The organism is Eubacterium ramulus, assembly GCF_045002895.1.
In the GTDB taxonomy this organism is placed as follows: domain Bacteria; phylum Bacillota; class Clostridia; order Lachnospirales; family Lachnospiraceae; genus Eubacterium_I; species Eubacterium_I ramulus.
This window is the reverse complement of the sequence record NZ_CP173382.1, coordinates 2,787,169-2,800,698: the sequence shown is the minus strand read 5'-3', so window position 1 is coordinate 2,800,698 and position 13,530 is coordinate 2,787,169. Positions and strand designations below refer to the sequence as shown.

At 43.7% G+C, this 13,530-nt stretch carries 13 protein-coding genes; 12 read left to right on the top strand and 1 reads right to left on the bottom strand.

Annotated elements, in window-relative coordinates; all coding sequences use genetic code 11:
• The first annotated feature begins 31 nt into the window (after positions 1 to 31).
• The 7 genes from ACIRUQ_RS13045 to ACIRUQ_RS13015 all read left to right on the top strand — a co-directional run bounded on the left by ACIRUQ_RS13045 (position 32) and on the right by ACIRUQ_RS13015 (position 7,615).
• A complete protein-coding gene (locus tag ACIRUQ_RS13045) occupies positions 32 to 1,255 on the top strand; it encodes an MFS transporter (RefSeq protein ID WP_055290630.1) in 1,224 nt (407 codons plus the stop codon).
• A 331-nt stretch (positions 1,256 to 1,586) separates the two neighbouring features.
• Positions 1,587 to 2,525 carry a D-2-hydroxyacid dehydrogenase gene (locus ACIRUQ_RS13040; protein ID WP_022035181.1) on the top strand — a complete coding sequence of 313 codons (939 nt, stop codon included), beginning with the start codon at positions 1,587 to 1,589 and terminating at the stop codon, positions 2,523 to 2,525.
• Positions 2,526 to 2,756: 231 nt separating this feature from the next.
• The gene (locus ACIRUQ_RS13035; protein WP_055290631.1) at positions 2,757 to 3,746 is read left to right on the top strand and encodes a lysylphosphatidylglycerol synthase transmembrane domain-containing protein; all 990 of its coding nucleotides are present in this window, start codon (positions 2,757 to 2,759) and stop codon (positions 3,744 to 3,746) included.
• Between the two features lie 402 nt (positions 3,747 to 4,148).
• Positions 4,149 to 4,640, top strand: coding sequence for an RNA polymerase sigma factor (locus ACIRUQ_RS13030; RefSeq protein ID WP_129900125.1), 492 nt, complete (start codon positions 4,149 to 4,151; stop codon positions 4,638 to 4,640).
• Positions 4,633 to 6,048, top strand: coding sequence for a hypothetical protein (locus ACIRUQ_RS13025; protein ID WP_055290633.1), 1,416 nt, complete (start codon positions 4,633 to 4,635; stop codon positions 6,046 to 6,048). Before ACIRUQ_RS13030 ends, ACIRUQ_RS13025 begins: the two co-directional genes overlap by 8 nt.
• Before the next feature lie 195 nt (positions 6,049 to 6,243).
• The gene (locus tag ACIRUQ_RS13020; RefSeq protein WP_021739417.1) at positions 6,244 to 6,792 is read left to right on the top strand and encodes a DNA-binding transcriptional regulator; all 549 of its coding nucleotides are present in this window, start codon (positions 6,244 to 6,246) and stop codon (positions 6,790 to 6,792) included.
• Positions 6,793 to 6,799: 7 nt separating this feature from the next.
• Positions 6,800 to 7,615, top strand: coding sequence for a hypothetical protein (locus ACIRUQ_RS13015; protein WP_055290634.1), 816 nt, complete (start codon positions 6,800 to 6,802; stop codon positions 7,613 to 7,615).
• Positions 7,616 to 7,771: 156 nt separating this feature from the next.
• Here the strand turns inward: ACIRUQ_RS13015 and ACIRUQ_RS13010 are convergent, their stop codons facing one another.
• On the bottom strand, positions 7,772 to 8,416 hold the full coding sequence (locus ACIRUQ_RS13010; protein ID WP_172679905.1) for a trimeric intracellular cation channel family protein: 645 nt from the start codon (positions 8,414 to 8,416) through the stop codon (positions 7,772 to 7,774).
• 460 nt (positions 8,417 to 8,876) lie between these two features.
• Between ACIRUQ_RS13010 and ACIRUQ_RS13005 the strand changes: the two genes are divergently transcribed.
• The 5 genes from ACIRUQ_RS13005 (at position 8,877) to ACIRUQ_RS12985 (ending at position 13,529) form a co-directional block, all read left to right on the top strand.
• The gene (locus tag ACIRUQ_RS13005; protein WP_055290636.1) at positions 8,877 to 9,635 is read left to right on the top strand and encodes an amidohydrolase family protein; all 759 of its coding nucleotides are present in this window, start codon (positions 8,877 to 8,879) and stop codon (positions 9,633 to 9,635) included.
• A gap of 117 nt (positions 9,636 to 9,752) precedes the next feature.
• Positions 9,753 to 10,298, top strand: a complete 546-nt coding sequence (locus tag ACIRUQ_RS13000) for an ECF transporter S component (RefSeq protein WP_055290637.1) — start codon at positions 9,753 to 9,755, stop codon at positions 10,296 to 10,298.
• A gap of 139 nt (positions 10,299 to 10,437) precedes the next feature.
• Positions 10,438 to 11,172, top strand: coding sequence for a FadR/GntR family transcriptional regulator (locus ACIRUQ_RS12995; protein WP_055290638.1), 735 nt, complete (start codon positions 10,438 to 10,440; stop codon positions 11,170 to 11,172).
• Positions 11,173 to 11,458: 286 nt separating this feature from the next.
• The gene (locus ACIRUQ_RS12990) at positions 11,459 to 12,247 is read left to right on the top strand and encodes an electron transfer flavoprotein subunit beta/FixA family protein (RefSeq protein WP_055290639.1); all 789 of its coding nucleotides are present in this window, start codon (positions 11,459 to 11,461) and stop codon (positions 12,245 to 12,247) included.
• 91 nt (positions 12,248 to 12,338) lie between these two features.
• A complete protein-coding gene (locus ACIRUQ_RS12985) occupies positions 12,339 to 13,529 on the top strand; it encodes an electron transfer flavoprotein subunit alpha (protein ID WP_055290640.1) in 1,191 nt (396 codons plus the stop codon).
• Position 13,530: the final 1 nt, after the last annotated feature.

Genomic DNA, 13,530 nt, shown 5'->3' with positions numbered 1-13,530 from the left:
ATAGTATAAATTTTTAGGAGGGAAAGTTAGTATGAAAAACTTAAATCGCTGGGTATATGCGATCATCGGTGTTATCACTCTGCTTCTCGCAGGTCTGGTATACGCATGGTCCGTTATGTCCAAATCAATCGGTGCTTCCCGTCCGGACTGGACAGCAGCACAGTTATCTATGACATTTACCATGGTTATGGCATTTTTCTGCATTGGATGTCTGATTGCCGGAATGATGGCAAAAAAAGTCAGTCCGAAGATCTACATTATTCTTTCAGGAATTTTATTTTTAGCAGGATTTATGCTTGCTTCCACAACAGGTGCTTCACCGGCAACACTGTATCTTGGTTTCGGTATCTTGTGTGGTCTTGGTGCAGGATTCGCTTATAATGCAGTTATGAGTACCATGTCTTTGTGGTTCCCGGACAAACAGGGCCTGATTTCCGGTATCCTTCTGATGGGATTTGGTCTGAGCAGCTTCATTATTGGTAAAGTATTTGCTGCTGTTACACCGTCTGACGGAACAGACAAATGGCAGGCTACATTCCGTGTTCTCGGTATTATTATTGTAATCGTAATGGTAATCTGCAGCTTCTTCTTCGTAAAACCGGAAGCTGGTTATAATCCGGGTGCAGGTTCCGCGAAAGCAAAAGCAGTCCGTGAGCCGGCATGTGAAGTAAATACCGGCAAAATGGCAACTATGCCGACTTTCTGGTTCTACTATATCTGGGCAATTCTGGTAAGTGCTGCAGGTCTTGCACTGGTTTCCCAGGCAAGTGGTATTGCAAGTCAGGTTGGTACAACCGTATCTGACGGAAATATTGCGACTGTAGTAGGTCTGATCTCTATTTTCAATGGTATCGGCCGTGTAATCTTCGGTGGCTTATTTGATAAAAAAGGTTACAGATTTACTATGATCCTGGATATGATCATTTTCATTGTTGCTGCGCTGATCCTTGTGCTTGCACTGGTAAGCGGTAACTTTGCGTTTATCGTAATTGGATTTGTGGTAGGTGGACTTGCTTATGGTGGAGTTACACCGACCAACTCAGCGATCATCAGTGATTTCTTTGGCCGTGAAAATTACTCCATGAACTTTTCACTGATCAATACAAACCTGCTGATTGCATCTTTTGCTTCTACTATCGCAGGTAAACTGTACGATGCAAGCGGATCCTTCATGACAACGATTTTCATGATGATTATCGTAACCGTTCTTGGATTGGTTGTATCCTTCGGTGTACGCAGACCGAAAAACAAATAAGAATTTTATCTCAGTCGAGAAGACTCCCACTTCTGCAAGTGGTGAGTAATAACAAGCCTTTCTCAGTGGGAGTACAATCTCCGACTGAGATAAACGCTCCGCGAGGATGTGCAGTGATTCTGAGAAGAATATGTCAGCTTTCGCTGACCAGAATCACGCACCAAGTCTCACGTGCGTTCGACTTGAAAAAATCTTAAGAAAGTGGAGGGACTCTTTTGAGTGCCAGCCACTTTCTTTTTTTGTAAAAATGAGTTACAATGGGCGAAGCCAGAAAACAATATTACAGCCGGATGACTTGCTTAGAAGTTTGGCTGGAAGGAATGTGAAAGATATGAAGATAGTTTTTTTAGATGATAATTCAATAGGAACAGACATTGACCTTAGCGGATTCGAGGTGTTGGGCGAAGTGGTCCGTTATGGAAGCAGCAAGCCGGAGGAAGTGCCGGATCGTGTACAGGACGCAGATGTGGTTATCGTCAATAAGATGGAGATCAATGAGCAGACCGTTGGTACTGCCCGCAACCTGAAACTGGTATGTGTAACTGCTACGGGCACGAATAATCTTGACAAAAAGTTTCTGGAAGAGCGGAATATTGCATGGCGGAATGTGGCAGGCTATTCTACGGAATGTGTGGCACAGCATACATTTGCGCTGCTGTTTTATCTGCTTGAAAAGATGCCTTATTATGACAATTATGTCAAATCAGAGAAGTATGTAAATGATTCCATGTTTACGCATTTTGCAAATCATTTTCATGAACTCGGTAAAATGACCTGGGGTATCATCGGTCTGGGAGCGATTGGAAAACGGGTGGCAGATCTGGCAAAAGCCTTTGGCTGCCATGTGATCTATTATTCTACTTCCGGGAACCATACGGAGGACGCTTATGAGCGTGTGGATTTTGACACGTTACTTACCACATCAGACATCGTATCCGTGCATGCACCGCTCACAGAGCAGACAGAGCATCTGATGAATGCGGCAGCTTTTGCAAAAATGAAACGTAGCGCAATTTTTATCAATGTGGGACGTGGGCCAATCGTGGTGGAAGCAGATCTGGCGGATGCACTGGAGCAGGGAACGATTGCGGCAGCAGGACTGGATGTGCTGAGTGTGGAGCCGATGCGTGAAGACAATCCGCTGCGCCGCATCAAGGATAGTGAGAGACTTGTGATCACACCGCATATTGCATGGGCGGCTGTGGAGACACGCAAGCGTCTGATGGAGATTATTTTACAACAGGTGAAGGAGTTTTTTGAACGCAGATAAGCATTCCCCCGCTTCAAGTGCGCGGAGCACTAAGCGGCGGGTGAGGGGGATGCTTATGTCAGTGGGAGTTGAAAGCTCTCACTGACAGATCGCGAAGCGACTGCGTTCATGAGCAAGTAGCGAAGCGGATTGCGAATGTCCGCTTTACGAGGAAGGTAAATAACGAGAACAAAGATTGTTTCAAGTCAAACGCATGTGAGACGGGTTACGATGGAAGGAGAACGGACCTTTATGAAAAATAAAAAATTACTGGCGAAGCTGATCTTTGTGGCGATTCTGCTCCTGATCATCTGGTATACCTTCAAGGATTCGGCAGAGGACATCGTAGAACAGCTTGGAAAAACATCACTGACTGTGCTGGTGGCCATTATGGCAGCGACAGTGATCTATCATCTGTTCGAGGCATGGATCACCTATTCACTGGCTCGCAGATATAATCCGAAATTCAAATACCGGGAAGCAGTTTACTGTGCTTTCTACTGCTCTTTTTACCGTCTGTCTACACTGGGAAGCGGTTCCGGCGTGGCAGCAATTGTGTATCTGGGAAAAAAGGGCGTGGGATATTCGGAAGCAACCGGACTTTACATGATCCAGTACATGGTGCATAAAGTCAGCGTGGCGTTGTTCAGCGGACTTTTGTTCGTGTTAAACTGGAAAGTAATGTCGTGTAATTACAGAGAATATGGCGTGTACCTTGGTCTGGCATATCTGCTGACTGCCATCATCAGTATTGCGCTGATTATTTTTGCCGTGTCGGCGAAATCACACAAACTGATTCTGGCGATCGTGCGTCATTTCAACAAGAGCGGCAGACTGACACCGGCTTTGACGAAACTGGAGCAGAGTTGTGATATTATGGAGAAATCCACATCAAAATTACTGAAGGACGTGCCATCGCTGATTTCCATGGTGCTGAAAAATATGGCAAAGTTGTGCTTCTGGTACTGTGTTCCATTTTTGATCCTGTTTGGAAGCAATGAAATCTCGTTGCTGGATTCCCTTTCCATCACATCTCTGTCTGTCATGACAGCGGCAGTTATTCCGACACCGGCAGGAATCGGAGCCGTAGAGCTGATCATGACGAACCTGTTTGCGGTGCTGGTGGGTGTACACAAAGCGGGAGCGATTACAGTGCTGTACCGTGTGGCAACCTTTATTTTCCCATTTGTGGTAGGTGGTGTGCTGATTCTGATCAGTAAAGTGGTACATCGTCACAAATAAAATGTGTTTTGGAGTTTTCTTTACGAAAAGAATGAAAGTCGGATGGATGGAGATAGAAACAGATAAAAAAGCCGTGTGGAACAGATAAACGTATCTGCGCTACACGGCTCTTTCTTTTTGCAGTGGACTGAGTAAAGCGGACATTCTTGAATTGAAATTTTTATCTCAGTCGAGAAGACTCCCACTTCTGCAAGTGGTGAGTAATAACAAGCCTTTCTCAGTGGGAGTACAATCTCCGACTGAGATAAACGCTCCGCGAGGATGTGCAGTGATTCTGAGAAGAATATGTCAGCTTTCGCTGACCAGAATCACGCACCAAGTCTCACGTGCGTTCGACTTGAAATAAAATAAGACGAAACAGCGGTCAGGTTCGTGTTATCAGTGAAAGGAGTTAAGGGGGACATGAATGTACTTACAAAAGAGCAGATGGAAGAGATCTACCGGCGCAATTGCGATATGATATACCGTGTCTGTCTGCTTCAGCTGAAACATGAACAGGACGCACTGGATGCAGTGTCGGAGACCTTTGTGCGGTTGTTTCAGAAAAAACCGGATTTCGCAGATACGGAACATGAAAAAGCCTGGCTGATCCGCACGGCCATCAATTACTGCAAGGATGTACAGAAAAGTTTCTGGAAGCGAAAGCGCAATGTCTATGATGCAGCGGCAGAGCAGATGCTGCAGTCGGTGCAGACACCTTCAGAGGACAGAGAAGTGCTGCAGGCGATATGGAGACTACCTCCTGCACATGCGGAACTTTTATATCTGCATTATTATGAGGGATACAGTATTGAGGAGATTGCAGTAATCATGCATAAAAATGCGTCAACGCTGCGATCGAGGCTGAGCAGGGCAAAAGAACTGCTGAGAAAGGAGCTGGGAAAAGATGGATAAACGTTGCAGGAATGCTTTTGATACACTCTGTATGTCAGAGGAAAAAAAAGAACAGGTCTTTGAGGATATCTGTGAAAAATGTGAAAAGAGAAAAACGCACCGGTTTCCGAAAATCGCAGTGGCAGCATGTATTCTGGCGGTGGCTGTTCCGACGGTTGGAATTGCGGGAGAGAAGATATCAGCGTATGTTATGTCTTTGAAAAAGGATCAGATGCATGCGGTATTTCAGATATCAGACAGTGCAGATGAGGGCACAGGAGAGCAGAAGGTGGCATTGGAATATGTGAAACTGAATGTGACAGATCTCGTTGGTTATACAAGGGAGCAGGATAAGGGACTGGATGAAATGAAAGTCATTCATTTTCGTTCCGAAGAATATCCGGATACACAGGGACTGTATATTGAAATTTTGCAGATTGACTGCGATACCGATCAGTTTTATGAGCGGAACGTTATGAATACACAGGAGATGGTATGGAACGGACAAAAGGCAGTTTATATGAAACAGAATCATCTGACTGGAAGCCAGTATGAGGCTGGTACAGAAGGAAAAGAAGTGGCGGTCTTTTATGAAGATTATGGCTATGCACTGCTGATTCAGGGCATGGGAATGGAGGAGATGGATGACCAGACATTTCTTACATTGGCGCAGAAATTTACCCTGGTACCTGCCACAGAACAAACTGCGGATGTGGTACAGCCGATGTCAGAGTATATCGCACAGATGAAGCATAGGGAGCAGATTGATGCGGCAGAAAATGAAGAGCTGCGCAGTTTCCCAACAGATAAAATGTGTGATGTGGGGGATACGCAGATATATAATGGTATCAGTTATCGTATAGATGCTGTTGAAGTGCGGGATAATCTGAGAAATCTGGATCAGCATGGATACCAGGATGAAGTATCAGAAAAACTGAAAAAAGGCATTGGGGTAGATGAAAAGCTGAACCTGCAGTCCTATGAGCGTGAAACCATTACATTCGGGAACGGTTATGACCAGCCGCTCACATATGTGGAGAAAACAGAGCATGTGACACCAAAACTGGTGCTTGTAACAATGACGATTCAGAATATATCTTATGAAGATGAAGAGGATATGCTTCCGGTGGCAAATCCACTGACGTACATCAAAAAAACTGCCGATCATACAGAGTTTGACTGGCGGGAGTTTGAGCGTGGCGACCGGAATCTTTATTACCGGGATAATATGCCGATATGGATTTCAGACAGCGAAGGCGGAAGCTGGTATTACTGTAAGAAAATGAAAAAGGGAGACTGTGTGACACTTCAGCTTGGATATCTGGTAGACGAGGATATGTTGGATAAAATGGTAATGGAGCTGAACTGCGGAGACGGATTGCATGATGGTGCATGGAACTTTATCGATATGCGTTCTGCGGCGGAATAGACTGAAAATATATGATAAAATAGTGTAGAGAATTTTGGGTATTTTTTCCTGTGAAGCGATTGTTAGCAAGCCGGACAGAATACCCAGTATTCGTTTATATTTGAATGAATTGTTTTGAAAACCATTAAAACAAGTGTTTTTTGACTTGAAAAACCATCAAAATAATGGTTTAATAAAAAAGAGGTGGTATGTCATATGAATAATCCAAATTTTGCGATTCAGAAATATGTGACCGGTTCAGATATAAAAAGAGTACGAAAGACATTGCGACTAACGCAGAAGAAATTTGCAGAGTTAGTAGGTGTTTCTAAAGCAACGATGGAACGATGGGAGACGAAAGAAGATAAAATTACAGGACCGGTTGTTTTGCTGTTAAAAATATTAGAAGATCATCCGGAGTATGTTACGAAAATACAGATTCCGGATAAGAAATACGGTTTGCGTATGTGGTATATGCATGAACAAGAAATATGTACGCTGATTGATGTAGATGAACTCAGAAAAAGAGTGAGAATTAAAAATTATACAGATAATATTATGTTCCAGGCATTTGGGAACTTGAAAGAGCCGACTTACGAAGATTATGAGGTTTTTTTGGAGTCACGCTGCTTTCCCAAAAGCCGTGATAAAATGAAACTCATTTTAAAAGATCTGGATCTGCCGTTTTATGATCCGCTGATGATTATTCAGAAGACGGAAGGCAGAATGGCAGAAGATCATTTTTGGATTCAAATAGAGAGGTAACAGACCGATGATTGAGTTGTTTGAACAGAATGAGAGAAAAGCAGACAGACAATCCTCCAAGGGAAATCAGCTGAAGTGGGAAAATAACGGAATCTGGTACAAAGCAGATTGTACCGGATACGAAGGACTTGCTGAGTATATGATCTCGCATTTACTGAAATTCTCTTCTTTACAAAAAGATGAATTTGTTCTGTATGATTATGAACGGATAAAATACAAAAATATATTTTATAATGGTGTAAAGAGTAATAATTTTTTATATGATGACTGGCAGATTATTACGTTGGAGCGTCTGTTCCACAATTTTTTCCAGAAGAGTTTGTATGAGGCTGTATGGCATATACAATCTTCGGTGGAAGATCGGTTCAATTTTCTGGTGACGCAGGTGGAGCGTATTACGGGATTGAAAGATTTTGGAATTTATTTAAATAAATTGATGACGATTGATGCGGTATTTGTAAATGAAGATCGACATATGCATAATGTGGCTGTATTGATGAGTCAGAAGGGTGAATTTTCATATTGCCCCATTTTTGACAATGGAGCTGGATTGCTTTCTGATACAAGTATGGATTATCCGTTGGGAATAGATTTATATGATGCACTTTCGGAAGTGCGGGCAAAAACAATCAGTGGCAGCTTTGAAGAACAAATGGATGTCTCAGAAGATGTATGTGGAATGAATCTGCATTTTAGCTTTACAAAAAAGGATGTGGAACAGATACTAAATGAAATACCGGGTTACTCTGATCAGGAGAAAGAGAGAGTGCGGGATATTTTATTTGAGCAGATGCGTAAGTATAAATATTTGTTTAAAAATTGATTCGCGGTACAAATAGAATATGATACAGCGTAAATTAAAGAATACCGGCTGTTTTTTCCAGTGAAGCGATTGTTAGCGCACAGGACAAAACAGCCGGTATTCTTTTTCCATACATCACTTCAACATTTGCCTTTTGAAGTTGTTGGAATTGGTACCTTATCGTGGCAGATTCCACTCAAAATGTTTTGCCAGGTAACGGATGGCCAGCACCAGGCAGAATCCGATCAGTGCTGCAGCATTTTCCGGTATGAAATGATACAGAATATAGTATCCGATAATACCGAAGATGCATGCAGTGGCGTAGATGTGCTTTTGCAGAACATACGGAATCTCGCCGGCCAGCAGATCACGCAGAATTCCGCCGCCCACACCCGTGATCAGACCCACAAATGCGATCAGCAGAAACTGATCTGTATTCAGAAAACGGATGGTTGTTTCCATACCGAGGATTGTAAATGCTGCAAGTCCGAGGGTGTCAGACAGAAACAGCAGGTTGTGGTACATAATATCGGTACGGCGGGCGATTTTTTCGGTAACCGTATGGCGGTTGTGGATTTTCCAGATGATAAATACAACCACAGCAGTAATGGATGAAATTACTGTACATTTCGGATTCTGAAACATGGCAGGCGGGGTGTTCCCAATGACGATGTCGCGGATGGCACCGCCACCCACAGATGTGACAATGCCGAGAATCAGAATGCCGAACAGATCCATTTCCTTTTTGATGGCCAGCATGCTTCCGGATATTGCAAATGCTATTGACCCAATGATTTCAAATACAGACATTAAGTTTGTCACGTTAATATCCTCCCCCTCTTGTGTGCACCTGTAAGTGCAATACATTTAACATATCACACTTATTATTTTGCTGTCTACTATAAAATGCAGGCTGTTTTTGCGCCGACCGAAACGAAGTGCAGACTTGCAGAGATGCACAGAAAAAGATGTCATGCATTGCATGACGAGCATCCCGCAGCAAGAATGCCGAGGGCTTTCTTGAATGTTACAGTTTACTCAGAATTGTGTATTTGTAAAAGCGATCATGTATAAGTAAAGGATAAACTGGCATGGTTAAAAACATAAAAACTGGAAGTGTTAAAAATACCAATAGACAGGTAAGATAGACATTAAGTAAATCATCGATGAAAATACAAGTAACAATATAATAATGTACAATCAGTTGTTTTTCTGATCTTTATTGCATTTGTATCTATAAGGAGAAGCAAAGGCAGTGATTGCGAGATAAGGAGTGTTTGTTATGGACAATCATTATAATCGTTTTAAAAAGATTGACGCTCATTCCCACATTGGAAAATTTGGCAGTCCGTTCAACATTGACTTTGATCTGCAACGTCTGACAGAGCAGATGGAAGCGTATAATATCGAAAAGACAATTTTATGTCCGGCAGGATGTCATCTGAATGAAGAATTGAAAACAGCTTACCAGGCAGCTCCGGACAAGATCATCCCACTTTGCTGGGTCAATGCCAATGAAGGACAGAAAGCGTATGATATGCTGGAGCATTATCTGCGGGATGAGAATTTTGCAGGTGTGAAGATGCAGCCGTTATTTGATGCGTTTACCGCAGATTCACCGATGGTAGATCCGATCATGGAGCTTGCAGAGGCGTATAAGAAACCGGTATTTATCCACTGTGGACATCCGCCTTTTTCCTTGCCGTGGCAGATTGGCCTGTTGGCAGAGCGGCATCCGCATGTACCAACTGTCATGATCCATATGGGTCACGGACACGGTGTTTATATTGATGGAAGTCTGAATATGGCATATAAATATGACAATCTGTTTCTGGAAGTATCCGGAATGCCGATGGGCTGTCAGATTAAAAACGCCTATGACACCGTTGGTAGTGAGCGTGTGATGTTTGGTATTGATTCGCCATTCCACCATCCGAGCGTGGAAATCCAGCGTGTATATTCCTGTGGTCTGAATGATGCACAGCTGGAAGACGTATTTTATAACAATGCGAAGAAATTTATGGAGTTAAAGACCATTTAACAAAAAATGTGAATTTGGAGAAGTTCCATTTTTGAACCGAATGTAAATGGAGAATGATAAACTGTAATAAGAAAAAGTCAGACATGATTTTTGGGGGTAAATGAGAGGAGAAGACATATGAACGCACAGACAAATGTAAATAATTCCGGACAGAAAATCCGGACCGTAGATATCACAGTGACAGCTGCAATGGCTGCGCTGGTATTTTTAGGAACTTATATTTTTAAAATCCCGACGATCAGTGGTTATGTACATCTGGGAGATTGTATGATCATCCTGACGGTTGCTTTATTCGGTATGAAAAAAGGCGCGGTTGCAGGTGCTATCGGTGGCGGATTATCTGATTTTATCGGGGGATATTTTTATTGGGTAGTTCCGACACTGTTGATCAAATGTATGTGGGCACTGGTTATGGGACTGATCATGCATAAGATTCTGAAAGACAGAAAAGGAGCCTTTCTGATCGGTGCGGTATCAGGCGGTGTCCTTCACATTATTGCCTATACGTTGGTAAGAGCAGCCCTGTATGGCGGACGTACAGCTATTATTGAGATTCCGGCACTGACATTCCAGACAGGTGCAGGTATCGTAATTGGTTTTGTTATTTATATGCTACTGAAAAAATCCGGCGTAGCAGGCCGCTTATCTGGTATGTTAGGTTAAAAAATGTCCGCTTTACCGGATATATGCCCTTTCGAGAAGAAAGGGCATATTTTTTGAAAGAAAAAATACGTTTCGTGTTGCGCGGGCAAGGTTAAGTATGTATAATTACTAAAAGGTAATCAGGGAAAGGTGTGTATTTATGAAAAACGAAATTCAGATTGATTTACAGCCTGTGCAGACAAGAAGGGCGAGTGAAGAAATATATAATCAGATCCGGCAGTTGATCCTGGATGGAGAAATTCATCCGGGGGAGCGGCTTCCGTCTGAGCGAAAGATGATGGATATGATGCATCGCAGTCGGCCGACGATCAGGGAGGCTATGCGTATGCTGGAGCGGGAAGGTTATATTAAGATTTATTCCGGCAGCAGCGGAGCGGTGGTGCAGGAGATTAATGTGGATAATGCGGTGCAGTCTCTTGAGACGATCATCCAGATGAAGCATATGAAGATTGAGGAGATTCTGGAATTTCGTCGTCTGACGGAGTGTGAGGCGGCAAGACTTGCTTCTGAGCGTCGTACTGCAGAAGATCTGGAGAAGATGAAAGAGATTCTGCAGCGTTCCGAGAATGTTCTTGGGGAGTCGGACGCATTCATTGCCTGTGATCTGGAGTTTCATCTGGCATTGGCAGATGCATCCCATAACGCAATGTATTCCATTATGATGCAGGTGTGCAGAAATGTGATCGGAGAATCTTTATCCGATATTCTGATAAAAGGCACAGAGGCAGAACAGGAGATGCGTTACCAGAGAATTCTGGATGTACATAAGGAGACGTATATCGCCATCAAGAATCAGCATGGCGCAGAGGCAGCCCGTCTGCTGACGATACATCTGACAAATGCAGAATCTGATTTTGTGGGAAGAAAGTACTGATTAGATAGAAAATTAGTAGAATAAGTCAAAAAGTAAATATGATAAGGAGAGAAGCATTGATTCTGGCAGAACTGTCAGTTTTGTTGCTTCTCTATTTTTGTGCAAAAGAAGTTGTATTTCTCAGCAAACAGTTCTATAATAGCTATATAACTGGTAAGACCAGACAAAGGGAATCAACATAGAAATAAAGTGCTGCAAAAGTGAAAAATTTTTGAACTACTGTGAAAAACAGTTTCAGCATCTGTCAAGATGATAAGAGGAAATGTTGGTTGAGAGGAGAAGAAGAATGAAGATCGTTGTGTGTATCAAACAGGTTCCGGGTACCAGCCAGGTAGAGATCGATCCGGAAACAGGTGTATTAAAACGGGATGGTGCAGCAGCCAAGATCAATCCGTATGATCTGTATGCATTAGAGACTGCGATGCGTCTGAAAGAGTGCTGCGGGGGAACCGTAACCGCAGTAACGATGGGGCCGCCACAGGCTGAGGCGATGATGAAAGAAGCTTATATGATGGGCGTGGATCAGGCGTATGTATTTACAGACCGTACTTTCGCAGGTGCGGACGTGCTGGCAACCTCCTATACACTGGCTCAGGGAATTACATCCATTTGTGATTATGACATGATCATTTGTGGAAAGCAGACTACGGACGGTGACACTGCTCAGGTAGGACCTGCCATGGCAGAGTACCTTGGAATTCCATGTGCAGCATGGGTTGGTGAAATCACTGATGTAGATGAAGATTTTGTTACTGTCGGACAGGATTTCGTCAATGTACGTCAGCTGGCAAAAATGAAATTGCCATGTCTGATCACTGTGGAAAAAGATATTTACACTCCGCGACTTCCGTCCTATCGCCTGAAAGCAGCAACGAAGGATCGCAAAGTTGAGATGATCACGTTTGCAGACTTTAAGGATCAGGATGTGACACATTATGGATTGAAAGGATCTGCCACTTCCGTAGAACGCATTTTCCCGCCGGAAAGCCACGATGGGCAGATTTTTATGAAAGGATCTGCCGAGCAGACAGCCGGTGAACTGGCAGATATTTTTGCAGAGAGAAAATACATATAATTGTTCAGGCAGAAGCGAAAAATTTGTTATTGCTCATCACTTGCAGAAGTGGGAGCATGTCACGATGTATTCTCGGAAACGGAGGAAAAAGATGGCAACATTAAATTTTAACCAGGATCAGTGCATCCTTTGCGGGCAGTGTGTAGAAAAATGTCCCTTCGGAGCATTGGAGATCCTAGACAATAAGATAGAAATCAATGCATCCTGTAAGATGTGTAAACTGTGCGTGAAATCATGTCCGGTACAGGCAGTTTCGCTGGTAGAGGATGCAGTGAAACAGACAGTGGACAAAGACGCATGGAAGGGCGTTATGGTTTTTGTAGAGCAGGAGGAGAGCGGTATCCATCCGGTAGCGTTCGAGCTGATCGGAAAAGCGAGAGAGCTTGCTGCAAAGATCAATCATCCGGTGTATGCGGTGCTGATCGGCGGCGGGCAGGCAAAGGAACAGGCGCAGACGTTGCTGGAGTACGGTGTGGATAAAGTATATGTCTATGCACATGAAGCATTGGCACATTTCCGCGGGGATGTGTATACAAACATCATGGAAGATTGCATCAAAACTGTAAAACCGACGGTTGTTCTGGTCGGAGCAACTTCTCTGGGACGATCCCTGGCACCGGCCTGCGCCACACGTTTCCGTACCGGTCTGACCGCAGACTGTACGGTACTGGATATGAAAGAAAATACCGATCTGGTGCAGATCCGTCCGGCGTTTGGCGGAAATATCATGGCACAGATCATTACAACAAATACCAGACCGCAGTTCGCAACCGTTCGTTATAAAGTAATGAATGTTGCAGAAAAAACAGAACCGAACGGTGAGGTCGTAACCTGCGAAGTAACTGATGAAATGCTGAAATCCGGTATGGAAGTTATCAGTACAGAAATTGTGGAAAAAATAAAAGGGATTGAGGAAGAAGATGTGCTGGTTGTTGCAGGCCGTGGTGTGAAAAAACAGGAAGATTTAGGTCTGCTGCAGGAGCTGGCAGATGCCCTTGGCGGACAGCTGGCAACTACGCGCCCGTTGGTGGAAAAAGGATGGAACGATGTGACAAAGCAGATCGGACTTTCCGGACGTACTGTAAAACCGAAACTGATCATTACCTGTGGCGTTTCCGGAGCGGTACAGTTTGCCGCAGGTATGGATGGAGCGGAGTGCATCGTAGCCATTAATACCGATGCGGAAGCGCCGATCTTCAAGATCGCAAATTATTGTATTACCGAAGATTTATACCGTGTGGTACCGGCGCTGACAGCAGCAGTGCGGGCAAAACAGCAGTAAA